Source organism: Amycolatopsis sp. lyj-346 (genome assembly GCF_046548975.1).
Classification (GTDB): Bacteria; Actinomycetota; Actinomycetes; order Mycobacteriales; family Pseudonocardiaceae; genus Amycolatopsis.
The window spans coordinates 584,521-602,951 of record NZ_JAJPWT010000002.1 but is presented as its reverse complement, the minus strand read 5'-3'; the positions used below and the strand labels follow the sequence as shown (position 1 = coordinate 602,951).

The window sequence follows — 18,431 nt, the reverse complement described above, 5'->3', positions numbered from 1 at the left end:
TGGAAGGACGCGCTGATGCTGTACCCCGAGATCGAACCCTACGAGCACGGCATGCTCGACGTCGGCGACGGGCACGAGATCTACTGGGAGACCTGTGGCAACCCGGACGGCAAGCCCGCGCTCGTCGTGCACGGCGGCCCCGGCTCCGGCTGCTCGGAGAACGTCCGCCGCTTCTTCGACCCCGCGCGCTACCGGATCGTCCTGGCCGACCAGCGCGGCTGCGGCCGCAGCACCCCGCACGCCGGTGCCCCGGTCGCCGACCTGTCCGCCAACACCACCGCCCACCTGGTGGCGGACTTCGAGCGCCTGCGCGGTCACCTCGGCATCGAAAAGTGGTTGCTGTTCGGCGGATCCTGGGGCTCCGTGCTCGGCCTGACCTACGCCCTGCGCCACACCGAGCGGGTCAGCGAAGTCGTGCTGATGGGCCTGGCGACCGACCGCTTCATCGAGATCGAGATGCTCATCCGCGGTCTCGGCGCGTACTTCCCGGACGGCTTCGCCAAGTTCCGCGAAGGCGTGCCGGAAAGCGAGCGTGACGGCGATCTGTCGGCGGCCTACCACCGGCTGCTGATGGACCCGGACCCCGCCGTCCACCACCAGGCCGCGAAGGACTGGTGTGCCTGGGAAGACGCGATGCTGCCGGGCGTGCCGCCGCACGACGTCTTCGAGGACCCGGCGTACCGGCTCTGCTTCGCCCGGCTCGTCACGCACTACTTCAGCAACCGCGCGTTCCTCGAGGACGGCGAGATCCTGCGCCGGGCGGGCGAGCTCGCGGGCATCCCGGCGGTGCTGGCGCAGGGCGTGCTCGACACGAGCAACCTCGTCGGCACGCCCTGGCTGCTGCACCACGCCTGGCCGGGCAGCGAGCTGGTGATGCTGGACGACGTCGGGCACACGGTGTCGGCCGCGTCGATGCAGGACGTCCTGATCGGCGCGACCGACCGCTTCGCGCTCAGGGGATGAGCAGCGCCGGCTCGCCTTCCGGAGCGAGCGCGGCTTCGGTGCGCCCGGCGCGGTTGGCCTCGGCCAGCCGCAGCCCGGTGACGCGCAGGGGAAGCCGGTCCATGTTCCACTCCGCCAGCAGCAGCGCGATCTTCGCCTGCATCTCCGTGCGCAGCCGCAGGAACGAGTCGGCCGGGTCCGCGCCGACTTCACCCAGCAGCAGCCACCACGCCCAGGCCGCCGCGCCCGCGTTGGCGACGAAGTCGGGCACCACCGCGACCCCGCGGGCCGACAGCGCGGCCTCCGCTTCCGGCGTCGTCGCCGCATTGGCCGCTTCGACGACGACCTTGGCCTTGACCACGCTCTCGTTGTCCGGCCGCAGCGCGTAGGAGATCGCGGCCGGCACGAAGATGTCCGCGTCGATCCCGACGATCGTCTCCCGCGGCAGCGAGCGGACCCCGGCGGGCAGCCGGGAGCGGTCCACCTCGCCGAAGCGGTCGCGCAGTTCGAGCAGCGCCGGGACGTCGAGGCCGGCGGGGTCGTACAGCGTGCCCGCGGCGTCGGCCACCGCGACCACCTTCACCCCGGCTTCGTGCAGGTACCAGGCCGCGCCGCCGCCCATGGTGCCGATGCCCTGGATCGCCACCGTCGTTTCGCGCACGTCCCAGTCCCACGTCGCCGCGACGCCCAGGCACGCCTGCGCCACGCCGTAGCCGCCGACGACGTCGCCGAGCAGCAGGCCGCCGGGGACCGGCGCGTTGAGGCCCGCCTGCACCCGGCGCAGGGTGCGCGCCGGATCGGCCGAACGGCGGATCGCCGCGTGGTAGGACTGCTCCAGCCCGAGCTCGGCGAACACCGAGTCGATCAGGTGCTGCGGCACGCCCAGGTCCTCGGCGGTCACCCAGTGCGCGTCCAGCCACGGCCGCAGGAACGCGCAGAACCGCTTCAGCACGTCGAACGCGCGCGGGTCCTTGGGGTCGAAGTCGATCCCGCCCTTGGCCCCGCCGACCGGCAGGTTGAAGGTCGCGGTCTTGTTCGCCATGCCCCGGGCGAGGTCCTCGACCTCGGTCATCGTGCAGCCGGCCCGCATGCGGGTGCCGCCGGTGGCGACGCCGGAGACCAGGCTGTGCACGACCAGGTAGCCGGGCGCGCCGGTGACGGGATCGGTCCACGTGAGCCGCATCAGCGGCTGGGCGTCGCGGGGGGTCATCAGGCCACTCACCTCCAGGGAAGTCCGGGGCGGCCTCGTGACCGCCACCACGAGCGTGCGCCCCCGGTGGCCCGCCCGTCCATTTAACGCTGCTGCACGATCTCGTTTAAGTTTTGTGTATGGAGCTTTCGCTGCACCGCCTGCGGATGCTGCGCGAGCTGCACCGCCGGGGCACCGTGACGGCGGCGGCCGCGGCACTGCACTACACCGCTTCGGCGGTGTCGCAGCAGCTCGCGCAGCTCGAGCGGGACGTGGGCGCGAAGCTGTTCGAACGGCTCGGCAGGCGCGTCCAGCTGACCGAGCTCGGCACCCTGCTCACCGAGCACGCCGAAGAGATCCTCGGCTCGGTCGAACGCGCCACCCTCGCCCTGGAGGAGGCCCAGGAGGCCCGCACGGTCCGGCTGACCGCCGGGGTGTGGGCGTCGGTGGCCTCCGGCCTGCTGCCGACGGCGCTGACCGCACTGGCCGGCCAGCACCCGGGCATCGAGGTGCGCACCCGCGAGCTGGCCCCCGAAGACACCGCCGACGCGGTCCGGGACGGCCGCCTCGACCTTTCGTTCGTCATCGACTACTCCGACGCGCCGATGCCGTGGGACGCCGGGCTGGAACGGGTGGTCGTCGCCGTGGAGCGGCTGCACGCCGCGGTGCCGCGGGGCACCGTGCCGTCGGGGGCGGCGTCCCTGGACGACCTGGCCGAGTACCCGTGGATCCTGGCCAGCCCCAAGTCGCACTTCGGCCGCGCGATGCGGACTGCCTGCCAGCGGCACGGCTTCGCGCCGAAGATCAACCACGAGGTCGAAGAGCAGTCGACGGCGATGGCGATGGTGGGCGCCGGGCTGGGCATCACCCTCGTGTCCGACCTGGGCCTGCGCCTGCTGCGACCGCCCGGGATCGACGTCGTCACGCTCACCACGCCGCTGCTGCGGACGGTGTCGATCGCCTACCGGCGCACCGCGTCCCGGCGCCCCGCGCTGCACCTGGTGATCGACGCCGTGCGGGCGTCCGCGGCCGAGCTCGGCCTCGGCACCGAACCGGCTTTGCCCTGATCCGGGGCGTCTTACGGAGTGGTGAACACCTCCCGGTGCGCAAGATCCGACCTGAATTTGTCGTACCCCGCGTGTAGCGTCCGAAGTCGAGAAGTTCCCCCCACAAGGAACAGGAACGGACATGACTGAGGTGTCCACGGTGCACGATTTTCCCGAGAAGTCGGGTAGTGCCTCGAACCGCACCGCGCGGGTGCTGGCGGACCGCGCGGCCGGCGAGGCGTACGTCGCATCGGTGTGTTTCAAGCACGGCCCGCCGCGCCTGACCGGCGTGGAACTGGAGTTCACCGTGCACCACGCCGACGACCCGGCCAGACCGCTTGATCCCGACGTCCTCGCCACGACACTGGGTCCGCACACCCCGCGGACACTCAGCCCCGGCAGCCCCGCCTCGCCGCTCCCGGCCGGCTCACCCGTGAGCCTCGAACCCGGGTGCCAGGTCGAGATTTCCGCTCTTCCCCAGGCCTCCCTGCGTGAACTCGACGCAGTCGTCACGGCCGACCTCCACCACCTGCGCGACCGCCTCGCCCGGCACCACCTCGTCCTGGGCGAAACGGGCATCGACGCCCACCGCGCGCCCCGCCGGCTCCTGCACACCCCGCGCTACGCGGCCATGGAGCGCCGGTTCACGCCGATCGGCCCCGGCGGCCTCACGATGATGTGCAGCACCGCGGGCCTGCAGATCTGCGTGGACGCCGGCGAGCCGGAGCACTACGCCGCGCGGTGGGCGGCCGTGCACGCGATGGGTCCGCCGTTGCTCGCCCTCTTCGCCAATTCCCGGGTCCACGCCGGACGGGACACGGGGCACGCCTCGGCCCGCTGGCTCGCGGTGCACGACACGGAAGCGGTGCGCACGCGCACGGCCACCGTGGCGGGCGACGACCCGGCGGGTGCGTGGGCCGCCCGCCTGATGGACGTCCCCCTGATGGTGCTGCCCCGCGGCGACCGGCCGTGGGACGCGCCCGACGGGCTGACGTTCGCCGACTGGATCGACGGCCGGGGCGCGGCCGCCCTGCTGCCGAGACCGACGGTGGCGGACCTGGACTACCACCTGACCACCATGTTCACGCCGGTTCGCCCGCAGGGGTACCTGGAGATCCGCTACCTCGACGCGCAACCGCCGGACGAGTGGCTGGCCCCGGTGGCCCTGGTGTCCGCGCTGCTCGCCCGGCCGGCCACCGCCGAGAAGGTGCGCGAGGTCTGCGCCCGGGTCGAGGGCCGGTGGACCACGGCGGCGCGGCGCGGCCTGGCCGACCCGGAGCTGGCGGCCGCCGCGGCGGCGCTGGCCGACCTCGGCTGCGCCGAGCTGAGCGCGACCGGGCTGGCGGAGGGCTCGATCACCGGGATCAGCGAGAGCGTGCAGGGGCGCGTGTACCGAGCGAGGAGCGAAGCATGACCACCGAGGCACTGGGTGAAGAGGCACTGGGCGAACTGAGCGCGCAGGACCTGCGCGCCCGCGCGGCGGAGGCGCTGACGCGGGCCCGGGCGCGCAGCCTCGCGCTGACCGACGCGGTCGACGACGAGGACCTGGTCCGCCAGCATTCGAAGCTGATGTCGCCGCTGGTCTGGGACCTGGCGCACATCGGCGTCCAGGAGGAACTGTGGCTGGTCCGCGACGTCGGCGGCCGGGAGCCGCTGCGGCCGGAGATCGATGACATCTACGACGCCTTCCAGCACGCCCGCGCCGACCGGCCGGAACTGCCGCTGCTCGGCCCGGCCGAGGCGCGCGCGTACGTCAAACAGGTCCGCGAGAAGGCCTTCGACGTGCTGGAACACGCGCCGATGACAGGCAGGCGGCTGACCGAGCAGGCGTTCGCGTTCGGCATGATCACCCAGCACGAGCAGCAGCACGACGAGACGATGCTGGCCACCCACCAGCTCCGCAAGGGCGACCCGGTGCTGCACGCGCCCGAGCCGCCGCCGGCCCGCTCCGGCGCGCTGCCGGCCGAAGTGCTGGTGCCGGGCGGTGTCTTCACGATGGGCACGTCGGCCGAGCCGTGGGCGCTGGACAACGAGCGCCCGGCGCACGAGCTTGCCGTCGACGCGTTCTGGATGGACACGGTGCCGGTGACGTGCGGCGCCTACGTCGCGTTCCTCGACGGTGGCGGCTACGACGACCAGCGGTGGTGGAGCCCGGCCGGCTGGGCCTACCGCACCGAAAACGGCATCACCGCGCCGCGGTTCTGGAAGCGGGAGCAGGACGGCTGGTGGCGGACCCGGTTCGGCGTCCACGAGCGGATCCCGGCCGACGAGCCGGTCGTGCACGTCTCCTACCACGAAGCCGAGGCGTATGCGGCCTGGGCCGGGCGGCGGCTGCCGACCGAGGCCGAGTGGGAGAAGGCGGCGCGGTTCGACCCGGCGACCGGCCGGTCGCGCCGGTTCCCCTGGGGTGACGAGGAACCGTCCGCCGAGCACGCCAACCTCGGCCAGCGGCACCTGCGCCCGGCGCCCGTGGGGGCGTACCCGGCCGGTGCGTCGCCGACCGGCGTGCACCAGCTGATCGGCGACGTCTGGGAGTGGACGAGCACCGACTTCCACGGCTACCCGGGCTTTTCGGCCTTCCCGTACCGGGAGTACTCGGAGGTGTTCTTCGGCCCGGAGCACAAGGTGCTGCGCGGCGGGTCGTTCGGCACGGACGCGGCGGCGATCCGCGGCACGTTCCGCAACTGGGACTACCCGATCCGGCGCCAGATCTTCGCCGGCTTCCGCACCGCCCGCGCCGCGGCACCCGGCGAGGTGGGCTAGGCGCATGTGCCGCCACATCGGCTACCTCGGCGAGCCGCTCTCGCCGGCCGAGGTGCTCTTCCGCGCCCCGCATTCCCTGCTGGTGCAGTCGTACGCGCCGGCCGACATGCGCGGCGGCGGCTCGGTCAACGCCGACGGGTTCGGGCTGGGCTGGTACCCCGGCCCGGGCTCACCGCCGCTGCGCCACCGCCGGTCCACTCCACTGTGGACGGACGAGACCCTGCCGCCGCTGGCGGCGGCGGTGACCACGGGCGCGTTCGTCGCCGCGGTCCGCAACGGCACCACCGGGCTGCCGGTGACCGAGGCGGCCGCGGCGCCGTTCACCGCAGGACGCTGGCTCTTCAGCCACAACGGCGTCGTCCGCGGCTACCCGGGCTCGCTGGCCGAACTGGCCAAGACCTTGCCGGTCACCGAGCTCCTGACGCTGGAAGCGCCGACGGACTCGGTGGTGCTCTGGGCCCTGCTGCGGGCCCGGCTGGCCACGGGCGAAGACCCGCTGAGGGCGGTGGCGGAGCTGACCGCCGCCGTCGAGGCGGCCGCCCCCGGCTCCCGGCTCAACTTCCTGCTCACCGACGGCGAAACGCTGATCGGCACCACCTGGACGCACGCGCTCTCCGTGCTGGAAACCCCGGCCGGCGTGCTGCTGGCGTCCGAACCCCTCGACGGCGACCCGCGCTGGCGGCCCGTCCCCGACCACCACGCCGTGCGCGCCACCGCGGCCGGCGTCGACCTGCTTCCCCTCACCCAGGAGCCGTCATGACCGAAGTCGATCTCGACCACCACCGCTCCGGCGACGACGTCACCGCGGAACTGCGCGCCGACGTCGTCGCCGGGCTCACCGCGGCGCAGAAGTGGCTGCCGCCCAAGTGGTTCTACGACGCCGACGGCAGCGAGCTGTTCGAGAAGATCACCCAGCTGCCGGAGTACTACCCGACCCGCAGCGAGCGCGAAGTGCTGGCCGCGCACGCCGGCGACGTCGCGGAACTGACCGGGGCGCACACGCTCGTCGAGCTCGGCTCGGGGTCGAGCGAGAAGACCCGCCTGCTGCTCGACGCGCTCACCGGCCACGGCACGCTGGAAGCGTTCGTCCCGCTCGACGTGTCCGAATCCGCGCTGGCCGAGGCCGCCGAGGCGATCTCCAAGGACTACCCGGGGCTGACCGTCCGCGGGGTGGTCGGCGACTTCACCCAGCACCTGGACCTGCTGCCGGACGGCCAGCCGCGCGTGGTGGCCTTCCTCGGCGGCACGATCGGCAACTTCCTGCCCGCCGAGCGCGCGACCTTCCTCCGCTCGGTCCGGGAGGTCCTGGACGAGGGGGAGTGGCTGCTCCTCGGCACCGACCTGGTCAAGGACGCGAGCATCCTCGAACGCGCTTACGACGACGCCGCCGGCGTCACCGCCGAGTTCGACAAGAACGTGCTGCGGGTGGTCAACGCCCGGCTCGGCGCGAACTTCGACCCCGACGAGTTCGACCACGTCGCGCACTGGGACGCGGAGAACGAGTGGATCGAGATGCGCCTGCGGGCCCGCCGCGCGCTGACCGTCGACATCCCCGGCGCCGACCTCACGGTGACCTTCGCCGCGGGCGAGCACATCCGGACGGAGATCTCGGCCAAGTTCCGCCCGAGCGGCGTCGAGGCCGAACTAGCCGCGGCCGGGTTCGCCCTCGAGCACTGGTGGACCGACTCCCAGCAGCGGTTCGGGGTGAGCCTGGCAAAATCCGTGCGTGGCTAATCCTCTCCGGGCACTGGCCCGGGCCGCCGGCACGAAGCCGTGGCTGATGCGCACTGCCCGGTTCGTCGTGTGGGCGGACAAGAAACTGCACAAGGCGTTCGGCGGCCGGGTGAGCCTCGTGGCGCTCGCCGGGCTGCCGTCGCTGCGGCTCACCACGACCGGCCGCAAGAGCGGGCTGCCTCGCAGCACCAACCTGCTCTACTACCCGCGCGGCGGCGACTTCGTGCTGACGGCGTCCAACTGGGGCCGTCCGCACGACCCGGCGTGGGCGCTCAACCTGCGGGCCGACCCGAAGTCCGAGGTGGCGCTGGCCGGGAAGCCGGTCGGCGTCCTCGCCCGGGAGCTGCACGGCGAAGAGTACGAGCGGATGTGGGGCGAGCTGCTCGCCTTCTGGCCGGGGTACGCGATGGAGCAGCGCGAGGCCGCCCGGCCGTTGCCGGTTTTCGTGCTCACGCCGGTGGCCCGATAGGTTCCCACCATCCGTTCGGCCGGTGCCGGGGTTCACCGGTTTGTGCCAGTCTCACCCGGGTAACGCGCCGTGACGTCGTGACCTCGCGGCAGAGCGCGTGACCTAGGGAGGAGACGTCTTGCCGAGATCCACACAGGACCGGGTGCGGTCGTTCGCACTGGTGGGGGCACTCGTGGCCGGCGTGGGCCTGGCCGGGACCGCGACCGCGGCCGCGGCCGGAGACTCGGCGGTCAAGCCCGCCGTCGTCGGCGCGACCGCTGCACCGGACTGGGGTACCTGCCCGGCCGCCACGCTCGCCGGCGTACCCGCGGACCAGGTGCAGTTCTACAGCTGTGCCCGCTACCGCGTCCCCATCGACCACGACAACGCTTCGCTGGGCACCATCGACATCGCCATGCTGAAGCGCGCCGCGCGCACGCCCGACAAGCGCGTCGGCTCGCTGTTCCTCAACCCCGGCGGCCCCGGCGGCTCGGGCCTGCGGATGCCGATCAGCGGCCCGGCCATCTTCCAGCCGCAGGTGCTCGACCGCTTCGACCTGATCGGGTTCGACCCGCGCGGCGTCGGGCAGAGCAACCCGCTGCGCTGCTTCACCACCCAGGAGGACGCCGACGAGGTCTTCGCCGCCCAGATCGCGGTGCCGCTGAGCCGCACCGAGATCTCCGGGACACTGGCGAGCTACCGCGACTACGGCCGGTTCTGCAAGAACAACGCGGGCTCGCTGCTCGACCACATGTCCACCAAGGACGTCGTGCGCGACCTCGACAAGCTGCGCGCGGCGGTCGGCGACCAGAAGCTGACCTTCGTCGGCTTCTCCTACGGGACGCTGATCGGCTCGACCTACACGTCGATGTTCCCGAAGCAGTCGCGCGCGATCGTCATCGACGGCAACGTCGACCCGGCGCTGCGCACCAGCGACGGCGCCCAGTACGACCGGGAGCGCGCGCAGGGCTTCGAGATCGCACTCGACGCGTTCCTCAAGCGGTGCGACCAGGTGGGCGCGAAGTGCGCGTTCAGCGACGGCAACCCGCGGGCGAAGTTCGACGAGCTGCGGGAGTACCTCCGCAAGCAGCCGATCACCCTCCCGGGAGCCGACCCGCTCGACATCAACGCGTTCACGGGCACCGTGGGGGGCGTCCTCTACAGCCCGGGTGCGTTCGTCGACCTGGCCGAGTTCCTGCAGGCGTACTACAACGCGATCCACCCGTCCGCGCAGGCGCAGTCGCTGCAGGCCGGGCCGCTGAAGGTGCTCGCCGGCGGTCATCGGGGCCTGGCCGACCTGAGGCCGGACAGCCCGTACACCGGCGACGATTCGTACTTCGCCGTCAACTGCTCGGACAAGCCGTTCCGGATCAAGCAGGACCAGGTGCCGGACATCGCCGCGAAGTGGGAGCGCGAGTCGCGGACGTTCGGCCGCTACCAGGCGTTCGCCGACACGGCGGCCTGCCCGGTGTGGCCGGCGAAGAAGCCGGACGTCTACCGCGGCCCGTGGCGGGCGAAGACCGACGTCCCGGTGGTCGTGGTCGGCAACTACTACGACCCGGCGACGCAGTACAAGTTCTCGCAGCGGATGGCGGCGGAGCTGGGCAACGCCCGGCTGCTGTCGGTCGACGCGTTCGGCCACTGCATCCTCGGTGACGCCCTCGGCGTCGACAAGGCCGTGGCCGACTACCTGACCGACCTCAAGGTGCCGGCGAACGGGCAGGTGTTCCAGCCGAACGTCCAGCCGTTCTGAGTGTGAACCCGGTCCCGCGGCCCTTCCCCGGGCCGCGGGACCGGCTACCCTGGCCAGGTTGATCATCGACGAACACGGGAAGCGAGGTGAGCGGCACATGCCAGCGGACAGTCATCGGACGGCCGGGCGCGCGCTCACCGGAGGTTTCCGGCGGGGCTGAGTCCGGTCGCCCCCCTGTCCGGCAGTGCGCGCACGCCGGAAAAGAGCCGGAAATGACCATCTTCGAAATGCTGCTGCGCGTCGGCGCCGGGGTCGGCCTGGGTGCCGTCATCGGGATCGAGCGCCAGTTCCGCGCCCGGATGGCCGGGCTGCGCACCAACGCCCTCGTCGCGGTCGGCGCGACGCTGTTCGTGCTGCTGTCCGCCCACGGTTTCGGCGGGCTGGCCTCGAGCGGCGACGCCGATCCGACCCGGGTGGCCGCGCAGATCGTCTCGGGCATCGGATTCCTCGGTGCCGGTGTCATCCTGCGCGACGGCCTCAACGTCCGCGGCCTCAACACCGCCGCGACGCTGTGGTGCTCCGCCGCGGTCGGTGCGCTCGCCGGCGCGGGCCTGTACCCGGTCGCGGTGGCCGGCACCGCCGTCGTGGTCGGGGTGAACGTGGTGCTGCGCCCGCTCGGCCGCGTGGTCGACCGCCGCCCGGACGCCGGGGACGAGACGCCGACGAGGTACGCGTTCCAGGCCGTCACGCGCGACGCGACGGAAGCGCACGTGCGGGCGTTGCTCGTGCAGTCGTTGACCCGCACGGACTTCCGCCTGCTCTCGGTGCTGAGCACCGACCGGGCGGACCACACGGTCGAGGTGCGGGCGGAACTGGTCGGCGACCAGCGCGACGACGCCCAGATGGAGGCCGCGGTGTCGCGGCTTTCGCTGGAGCCGTCGGTGTCGAGCGTGCGGTGGGAGGCCGTGCCCGCCTAACCGGTGCGGAGGAATTCGCCGAGCAGCTCGTCGAACCGGGCGGGCTGCTCGAGGTTCACCATGTGCGCCGCGCCGGGCACCGTCGCCCGGCGCGCGTGCGGGGCCTCGCGGCCGACGAGGTCCGCGACGGCGAAGATGTCGGCCGAGTCCAGGTCGCCGGTGACGAGCAGCGTCCGCGCCCGGATTTCGGCGACCCGGCCGATCGCGCCCAGTTCGGTACCGAGGACCGGCGCGGTGTGGCCCTGGGTGGCGTTCTCCACCAGCATGTCCCGGCACACCTTCCGGACCGCCGGATCGACCTCGCCCGGGGTGCGGTGGGGTCCGTCGACCCACAACCGCAGCACACATTCGAGCAGGGCGGGGCCGTCCCCGGTCCGTGCGGCTTCGCCGGCCTGCCCCAGCAGGTCGAGGACGAACGGGTCCCGGAACTCCATGCCGCTGATCCCCGGCGAGCTGAGGAAGAGGCCGCCGGCGCGGTCCGGGTAGGCCAACGCGAAGTCGAGGAACACCCGGCTGCCGAACGAGCAGCCGACCAGCACCGGCCGGTCGACGTCGAGCGCGTCCAGCAGCTTCTTGAGGTCCTCGTGGTGCGAGAAGTCGCCGGACGGGTCCGACGAGCCGCCCGCGCCGCGGCCGTCGTAGCGGATCACGCGGTGCTCGCGGGCGAACCGCGCGAACTGCCCGTCCCACATCGCGCGGGTCATGCCGCCCGCGTGCAGGAACACGATCGGCCGCCCTGCGCCGCGCTCTTCGTAGGACAGCGTGCCGTCGCCGAGCTCGAGAAGTTCCCCCATGCGCGCCACGGTACCGGACGCCGAAGGCCTCCCCGCCTGCTCGACGGGGAGGCCTTCGGTGCGGAAACCCTTACGCCTGCGTCATCTTCCGCAGCACGTACTGCAGGATGCCGCCGTTGCGGTAGTAGTCCGCCTCACCCGGGGTGTCGATGCGGACGTCCGCGTCGAACTCCACGGTGGTGCCGTCGGCCTTGGCCGCCGTCACGTGGACCGTGCGCGGGGTCGTGCCTTCGTTGAGCGCGGTGATGCCCGAGATGTCGAACGTCTCCGTGCCGTCCAAGCCGAGCGACGAGGCCGACTCGCCCGCCGGGAACTGCAGCGGGATGACGCCCATGCCGATCAGGTTGGACCGGTGGATGCGCTCGAACGACTCGGTGATGACCGCGCGCACACCCAGCAGCGACGTGCCCTTGGCCGCCCAGTCACGCGACGAACCCGAGCCGTACTCCTTGCCGCCCAGCACGACCAGCGGGGTGCCCTGCTTCGCGTAGTTCTGGGCCGCGTCGTAGATGAACGCCTGCGGCGCGCCCTCCTGCGTGAAGTCGCGGGTGTAGCCGCCCTGCACGTCGTCCAGGAGCTGGTTGCGCAGCCGGATGTTCGCGAACGTGCCGCGGATCATCACCTCGTGGTTGCCGCGCCGGGAGCCGTAGGAGTTGAAGTCCTTCTTCTCCACGCCGTGCTCGGTCAGGTACTGCGCGGCCGGGGTGCCCGGCTTGATCGCGCCGGCGGGGGAGATGTGGTCGGTGGTGACCGAGTCGCCCAGCTTGGCCAGGACGCGCGCGCCGGTGATGTCGGTGACCGGGGCCGGCTCCGGCGTCATGCCCTCGAAGTACGGGGGCTTCCGCACGTAGGTGGACTCGGTGTCCCACTCGAAGGTCTTGCCCTCCGGGGTGGGCAGCGACTTCCAGCGCTCGCCGCCGTCGAAGACGTCCGCGTAGTCCTTGGTGAACATCTCCTGCGTGATCGCGTAGTCGATGGTCTCCTGGATCTCCTGCGCGGTCGGCCAGATGTCCTTCAGGAAGACGTCGTTGCCCTGCGCGTCCTGGCCCAGCGGCTGGTTCGCGAAGTCGAAGTCCATCGTCCCGGCCAGCGCGTAGGCGATGACCAGCGGCGGCGACGCGAGGTAGTTCATCTTCACGTCGGGGTTGATCCGGCCCTCGAAGTTCCGGTTGCCCGAGAGCACCGAAACGGCGGTGAGGTCGTTCTCCTGGATCGCCGCGGAGATCTCGTCCGAGAGCGGGCCGGAGTTGCCGATGCACGTGGTGCAGCCGTAGCCGACCAGGTGGTAGCCCAGCTTCTCCAGGTACGGCCACAGGTTGGCCTTGGTGTAGTAGTCGGTGACGACCTGCGAGCCCGGCGCCATCGACGTCTTCACCCACGGCTTGACCGCGAGACCCTTGTCCACGGCGTTGCGCGCGAGCAGCGCGGCGCCGAGCATGACCGACGGGTTCGAGGTGTTGGTGCAGGAGGTGATCGAGGCGATCACCACGGCGCCGTGGTCGAGCACGAACTCGCCGCGGTCCGAGGTCGAGACCTTGACCGGCTTGCTCGGGCGGCCCGACGCGCCGTTCGCGGCAGAACTGGTGACCGGCGCGGCGTCGTCCTCGGCGAACGACAGCGACGGGGCGTCACTGGCCGGGAAGGACTCCTCCGAAGCCTCGTCCATCTTGGTGTGCGGCGTGGTGTCCTCGCCGTCCACGTAGTCGTGGATCGACTTGCGGAACGCCGACTTGGCGTCGGTCAGCTCGATGCGGTCCTGCGGGCGCTTCGGGCCGGCGATCGACGGGACGACCGTCGAGAGGTCCAGCTCGAGGTACTCGGAGTAGGTGGCCTCGCGCGACGGGTCGTGCCAGAGGCCCTGCTCCTTGGCGTAGGCCTCGACCAGCGCGACCTGCTCGGCCGAGCGGCCGGTCAGCTTGAGGTAGCGGACGGTCTCCTCGTCGATCGGGAAGATCGCCGCGGTGGAGCCGAACTCCGGGCTCATGTTGCCGATGGTGGCGCGGTTGGCCAGCGGCACCGCGGCCACGCTCTCGCCGTAGAACTCGACGAACTTGCCGACCACGCCGTGGCGGCGCAGCATCTCGGTGATGGTCAGCACGACGTCGGTGGCGGTGACGCCGGCCGGGATCTCGCCGGTCAGCCTGAAGCCGACGACGCGCGGGATGAGCATCGACACCGGCTGGCCCAGCATGGCCGCCTCGGCCTCGATGCCGCCGACGCCCCAGCCCAGCACGCCGAGGCCGTTGACCATGGTGGTGTGCGAGTCGGTGCCGACGCAGGAGTCGGGGTAGGCCTGTCCGTTGCGGGACATCACCGTGCGGGCGAGGTGCTCGATGTTGACCTGGTGCACGATGCCGGTGCCCGGCGGGACGACCTTGAACTCGTCGAAGGCGCCCTGGCCCCAGCGCAGGAACTGGTAGCGCTCGCGGTTGCGCTCGTACTCGATCTCGACGTTGCGCTCGAAGGCGTCGGGGCGGCCGAAGACGTCGATGATCACCGAGTGGTCGATGACCAGCTCGGCCGGGGCGAGCGGGTTGACCTTGTCGGGGTCGCCGCCCAGGTCGGTGACCGCTTCGCGCATGGTGGCGAGGTCGACGACGCAGGGAACACCGGTGAAGTCCTGCATGATCACGCGGGCCGGCGTGAACTGGATCTCGATCGACGGGTCGGCGTTCGGGTCCCACGAACCGAGCGCGCGGATGTGGTCGGCGGTGATGTTCGCGCCGTCCTCGGTGCGCAGCAGGTTCTCGAGGAGGATCTTCAGGCTGTACGGCAGGCGCTCGGCGCCCTCGACCTTGTTCAGGCGGAACACCTCGTACGAGGCGTCACCGACCTTCAGCGTGTCTTTGGCGCCGAAGCTGTCCTTGCTGGCAGGTGAGGTCACGTCTAACTCCAGTGGCGGGGACGCCGCGCCGGTGCGGCAGGGGAGTCCCGGGTCAGTTCGGTCGGTTCGGTGGGGCGAGTCTTGCGCACCCCCACCGTAGGACCGGATGCGGGATGGCACACCTCGCGGTGCCTCAAACAGTACGCGCGTCCTGTTTACGGTTCAAGACGACACGCGGTGTGGGCTGCGCCATCTGATCCGGGGTCCCTCAATGAGGGGAATTGGTGCCTACGTTGTGTAAGTTTCCGCTGATGCTTGTGATAGTGGTGTGACTGCAGTGACACGGGGTGTGCGCTGGTGAGCGGAGGTGCGGTCGTGGCGGGACGGTGCGGAGGTGCGCGGGTGCCGCGCGTCCGCCGGGGACTCAGCGTGAGCACGCTGACGCTGGTGATCTTGTTCGGTGCGGGTGGCACGGGCCTCGCGGCACCCCCGCCGCCGCCCAACCCCAGTGACTCCGAGATCCAGGCCGGCAAGGCCGACGCCAACGCGAAGGCCGGCGAGGTCGGCAGGCTGACCAACCAGCTGGCCCAGGCCGAGCAGAAGCTGACGCAGCTGCAGGACGACGTCGAGCTCAAGCAGGAGCAGGCCAACAAGGCCCTGGTCGACCTGCAGACCGCGCAGGACGACGCGGCGCGGGCGGAGAACGACGCCAAGGCCGCGCGCACCGAGGCGGACGCGGCCTCGGCGGCCATCGAGAAGGCCAGGGCGGACCTCAAGACGTTCGCCGCGGCGAGCTTCCAGCAGGGCAGCACGGTCGGCTCGCTCTCGGCGTACCTGAGCGCGGCCAGCCCCAAGGACATGCTCGCCCGCGCGCAGCTGCTCGACGCCGTCGGCGGCGACCGGCTCAACGCCCTCGACCGGCTCCAGCAGGCGCAGACCGAGAAGTCCAACAAGGACGCCGCGGCCCGCAAGGCCGCCGAAATCGCCCGGCAGAAGCAGGACGCGGCCCGCCAGGCCAAGAACAGCGCCGACACCGCGCGGACCGTCGCCGAGCGCGCCCAGGACAGCCAGGCGAGCCAGAACGCCCAGCTCGAGAAGAACAAGTCGGACGTGGAGCAGCAGCTCTACGCCGCACAGGCCAAGGTCGGCGGTCTGCAGGGCCAGCGCCAGCGCTACCAGGACTGGCTCGCCCAGAAGCAGCGTGAGGACGAGGAGCGTGCCCGCAAGGCGGCGCTCGCGGCGGCCGGGGGCGGCGGCCGTCCCTCGGGTGGCCCGGCGCCGTCGGCCCCGGCCGGGTCGTCGATCGAGGCGGTGATCGCGCGGGCGCTGTCCAAGCTCGGGATGCCGTACGCGTGGGGCGGCGGCAACGCGAGCGGCCCGACCCGCGGCATCCGCGACGGCGGCGTCGCCGACCGCTACGGCGACTACAACAAGATCGGCTTCGACTGCTCCGGCCTGATGATCTACGCCTTCGCCGGGGTCCGCTCGCTGCCGCACTACAGCGGCTACCAGTACTCGTCGGGCCGTCAGGTGCCGCTGTCCCAGCTCCGCCGCGGCGACATGCTGTTCTGGGGCGGCCCGGGCGGCATCCACCACGTCGCGCTCTACCTCGGCGGCGGGATGATGGTCGAAGCCCCGCAGTCCGGCCTGCGGGTCCGGATCGCCCCGGTCCGCTACGGCGGCATCATGCCGTACGCGACGCGCCTGATCGGCTAGCCGCGGGCGGCCTTGAGCTTGCGCCAGCCGCCCGCGCGGTTGTTCGCGATGATCTGCCGGAACATCGCCGTGAGCGCGGGTGCGTTGATCCGCTCTCCTTCGCGGAAGGCGACCGTCCGCGCGGTCTTGTTGCCGTGGCCGGCGGTGATGATGCCGTCCGGGTCCGGGACGATGCCGCCGTCGTAGACGAACACGTTGACGTGGTCCTTCGCCGCGAGCAGGGCGCAGATGTTGCCCTCCAGCACGAAGTAGGGCTGCCGGGTGCGCTTGATCGTCTCGACCACCTCGGGGTCCGCCGCGTGCACCAGTTCGCGGACCTCCCGGCAGATCGCCTGCTGCCACGCGGGCAGGGCGTCGATGTAGGCGTCCACGCGTGGCTCGACGGTGTAGGTCATGGAAGCGAGTATGCGCGAAACCCGGTCGACGCGGTCACCCTCCGGACCCCAGGATCACCGGGTGGACGACGAGCTGAACGCGCTGCGGCGCACCCGGATGCGCTGGAACACGCCCCTGTCCGAGCCGCACGCGGAGCTGCTGCTCGACCGGATGGCCCTGGCCGAGGGGGACCTCGTCGACCTCGGCTGCGGCTGGGGCGAGCTGCTGCTGCGGGCGGCGGCACGGACGCCGGGGCTGCGCGCGACCGGCGTCGACACGGACGTGACCGGCCTCGACCGCGGCCGGGCCGCGGCCGCGTCGCGGGGCCTGTCGGTGGAGTTCACCGAGGCGGACGCCGCGACCTGGGACGTACCCGCCGAGCGGGTGTTCTCCGTCGGGGCCGCCCACGTCTTCGGCTCGACCCGGGCGGCGCTCGAAGCACTCGCCCGGCTGGTGCGGCCGTCCGGCAGGCTGCTCTACGGTGACGGCTTCTGGGCGGCGCCGCCCGGGCCGGCGGCGCTCGAGATCTTCGGCCCGGACCTGGTGACCCTGCCGGACCTGCTCGACGCCGCCGACGGCGCCGGCTGGCGCGTGCTGCACCTGAGCACCGCCGACCAGCTGGAGTGGGACGACTTCGAGTCGACCTCGCGGGCCGGCTGGGCGGAATGGCTGGCGGCCCACCCGGCCGACCCCCGGGCGGAACGGGTGCGGGAGTGGCTCGACCGGCGGTTGCGCGAATACGTCCGGGACTACCGGGGCGTGCTGGGCTTCACCTACCTCGTGCTGGGCCGCTAGGGTGCCCCGGTGCGCTACGCGGGGATCGTGGTGGCCGGCGGCGCGGCCCGCCGGCTGTCCGGTGTGGACAAGCCGGCGCTGTCGGTGGGCGGGAAACCGTTGCTGGCCCGCGCGATCCACGCCCTGGACGGCGCCGAACGGGTGATCGTGGTCGGACCGCGGCGGCCCGGCTTCGACGTCGTGTGGACCCGCGAACCGGTGCCCGGCACCGGCCCGGTGGCGGCACTGGCGGCGGGCCTGCTGTTCGTGCCCGGCGACGTCGAGGCGGTCGTGGTGCTGGCCGCCGACCTCCCCGGCGTCCGCCGGTCCACAGTGGACAGACTGCTGACGGCCATCGGCGACGGCGACGGCGACGGCGCGGTCCTGGTGGACGCGGCGGGGAAGCGCCAGTGGCTGCTGGGCGCCTGGCGGCTCGCGGCACTGCGGACGGCGCTGCCGGAGCAGCCGGAGAACGCGGCCCTGCGCCGCGTCCTGGGCGGGCTGACGGTGGCCGAACTCCCGGCGGAACGGGGCGAAGCGGACGACATCGACACGCCCGAGGACCTCGAACGCCACCGCTGAGGCGCACCGGGGCCCCGGTTGGCCGGGTGGATGCCGGTGATGTGGCGTCGACACGCCTGAGCTCTTGACCGCCATGGCTGAGCCGCACCGCCGGGCCGGGCCGCACTGCTGCGCCGGGCCGCACTGCTGCGCCGGGCCGCACTGCTGGGCCGCACCGCCGGGCCGGGCCGCACCGCTGCGCCGGGCTGCGTGGCCGAGCCGGGCCGCCGGGCCGTGCCGGTGGGCCGCACTGCTGAGCCGAGCCGGGGTGCCGAGCCGCCGAGCCGGGCTGTCGAGCCACCCCGCCGAGCCGCGACCGTGTCAGGTGGGCTCGCCGGTGGCCGGGTCGATGACCGCGGTGACCTCACGGATCGTGGTCACCGGGAAGCGTGATCACCGTCTGGCGCAGCATGCGCTCCATCGGGCGGCCCATCCCGAGGTCGGCCACCAGCGACAGGGTGGCGACCAGTTCGGCGAGCCGCACGGTGGGTCGGGTCATCCCCGCATCCCCGCATCCTCGCCCAGCCCGGCCGTGCTGTCAGGTCGAAACAGGTGCTTCACAGGTGCCACACCGGTGACCGTGTTGGCTGATCGT

At 72.3% G+C, this 18,431-nt stretch carries 17 protein-coding genes; 12 read left to right on the top strand and 5 right to left on the bottom strand.

Going from position 1 to position 18,431, the window contains the following annotated elements; translation table 11 throughout:
- The first annotated feature begins 15 nt into the window (after positions 1–15).
- Complete coding sequence (gene pip, locus ACLJQE_RS09075; protein ID WP_410638694.1) at positions 16–963, top strand: prolyl aminopeptidase; 948 nt, start codon at positions 16–18, stop codon at positions 961–963.
- Here pip and ACLJQE_RS09070 read toward each other — a convergent pair.
- On the bottom strand, positions 953–2,152 hold the full coding sequence (locus tag ACLJQE_RS09070; protein ID WP_410638693.1) for a Glu/Leu/Phe/Val dehydrogenase dimerization domain-containing protein: 1,200 nt from the start codon (positions 2,150–2,152) through the stop codon (positions 953–955). The genes pip and ACLJQE_RS09070 overlap by 11 nt on opposite strands.
- A 119-nt stretch (positions 2,153–2,271) precedes the next feature.
- Here ACLJQE_RS09070 and ACLJQE_RS09065 point away from each other — a divergent pair, with 119 nt between their 5' ends.
- From ACLJQE_RS09065 to ACLJQE_RS09030, 8 genes are all read left to right on the top strand, one after another.
- Positions 2,272–3,198 carry a LysR substrate-binding domain-containing protein gene (locus ACLJQE_RS09065; RefSeq protein WP_410638692.1) on the top strand — a complete coding sequence of 309 codons (927 nt, stop codon included), beginning with the start codon at positions 2,272–2,274 and terminating at the stop codon, positions 3,196–3,198.
- A 130-nt stretch (positions 3,199–3,328) separates the two neighbouring features.
- On the top strand, positions 3,329–4,591 hold the full coding sequence (locus ACLJQE_RS09060; protein ID WP_410639164.1) for a glutamate-cysteine ligase family protein: 1,263 nt from the start codon (positions 3,329–3,331) through the stop codon (positions 4,589–4,591).
- The gene (egtB, locus tag ACLJQE_RS09055; protein ID WP_410638691.1) at positions 4,588–5,940 is read left to right on the top strand and encodes an ergothioneine biosynthesis protein EgtB; all 1,353 of its coding nucleotides are present in this window, start codon (positions 4,588–4,590) and stop codon (positions 5,938–5,940) included. Before ACLJQE_RS09060 ends, egtB begins: the two co-directional genes overlap by 4 nt.
- Positions 5,941–5,944: 4 nt before the next feature.
- Positions 5,945–6,700, top strand: coding sequence for an ergothioneine biosynthesis protein EgtC (egtC, locus tag ACLJQE_RS09050; protein WP_410638690.1), 756 nt, complete (start codon positions 5,945–5,947; stop codon positions 6,698–6,700).
- A complete protein-coding gene (gene egtD / locus ACLJQE_RS09045; protein ID WP_410638689.1) occupies positions 6,697–7,674 on the top strand; it encodes an L-histidine N(alpha)-methyltransferase in 978 nt (325 codons plus the stop codon). Before egtC ends, egtD begins: the two co-directional genes overlap by 4 nt.
- A gap of 46 nt (positions 7,675–7,720) precedes the next feature.
- Positions 7,721–8,143, top strand: a complete 423-nt coding sequence (locus tag ACLJQE_RS09040; protein WP_410639163.1) for a nitroreductase/quinone reductase family protein — start codon at positions 7,721–7,723, stop codon at positions 8,141–8,143.
- Between the two features lie 142 nt (positions 8,144–8,285).
- Positions 8,286–9,875, top strand: a complete 1,590-nt coding sequence (locus ACLJQE_RS09035; protein WP_410639162.1) for an alpha/beta hydrolase — start codon at positions 8,286–8,288, stop codon at positions 9,873–9,875.
- Positions 9,876–10,087: 212 nt separating this feature from the next.
- Positions 10,088–10,792, top strand: a complete 705-nt coding sequence (locus tag ACLJQE_RS09030; protein WP_410638688.1) for an MgtC/SapB family protein — start codon at positions 10,088–10,090, stop codon at positions 10,790–10,792.
- Here the strand turns inward: ACLJQE_RS09030 and ACLJQE_RS09025 are convergent.
- On the bottom strand, positions 10,789–11,586 hold the full coding sequence (locus ACLJQE_RS09025) for an alpha/beta fold hydrolase (RefSeq protein WP_410638687.1): 798 nt from the start codon (positions 11,584–11,586) through the stop codon (positions 10,789–10,791). The genes ACLJQE_RS09030 and ACLJQE_RS09025 overlap by 4 nt on opposite strands.
- Before the next feature lie 70 nt (positions 11,587–11,656).
- Positions 11,657–14,470 carry an aconitate hydratase gene (locus tag ACLJQE_RS09020; RefSeq protein WP_410638686.1) on the bottom strand — a complete coding sequence of 938 codons (2,814 nt, stop codon included), beginning with the start codon at positions 14,468–14,470 and terminating at the stop codon, positions 11,657–11,659.
- 342 nt (positions 14,471–14,812) lie between these two features.
- Here ACLJQE_RS09020 and ACLJQE_RS09015 point away from each other — a divergent pair, with 342 nt between their 5' ends.
- Positions 14,813–16,126, top strand: coding sequence for an NlpC/P60 family protein (locus ACLJQE_RS09015; protein WP_410638685.1), 1,314 nt, complete (start codon positions 14,813–14,815; stop codon positions 16,124–16,126).
- On the opposite strand, the gene ACLJQE_RS09010 is transcribed toward ACLJQE_RS09015, so the two are convergent.
- The gene (locus ACLJQE_RS09010; RefSeq protein ID WP_410638684.1) at positions 16,123–16,521 is read right to left on the bottom strand and encodes a DUF1801 domain-containing protein; all 399 of its coding nucleotides are present in this window, start codon (positions 16,519–16,521) and stop codon (positions 16,123–16,125) included. The genes ACLJQE_RS09015 and ACLJQE_RS09010 overlap by 4 nt on opposite strands.
- A gap of 61 nt (positions 16,522–16,582) precedes the next feature.
- Between ACLJQE_RS09010 and ACLJQE_RS09005 the strand changes: the two genes are divergently transcribed.
- The gene (locus tag ACLJQE_RS09005; RefSeq protein WP_410638683.1) at positions 16,583–17,296 is read left to right on the top strand and encodes an SAM-dependent methyltransferase; all 714 of its coding nucleotides are present in this window, start codon (positions 16,583–16,585) and stop codon (positions 17,294–17,296) included.
- A 9-nt stretch (positions 17,297–17,305) separates the two neighbouring features.
- Positions 17,306–17,857 carry a molybdenum cofactor guanylyltransferase gene (locus ACLJQE_RS09000; protein ID WP_410638682.1) on the top strand — a complete coding sequence of 184 codons (552 nt, stop codon included), beginning with the start codon at positions 17,306–17,308 and terminating at the stop codon, positions 17,855–17,857.
- Between the two features lie 343 nt (positions 17,858–18,200).
- On the opposite strand, the gene ACLJQE_RS08995 is transcribed toward ACLJQE_RS09000, so the two are convergent.
- Positions 18,201–18,335, bottom strand: coding sequence for a hypothetical protein (locus ACLJQE_RS08995; RefSeq protein ID WP_410638681.1), 135 nt, complete (start codon positions 18,333–18,335; stop codon positions 18,201–18,203).
- Between the last annotated feature and the right edge of the window lie 96 nt (positions 18,336–18,431).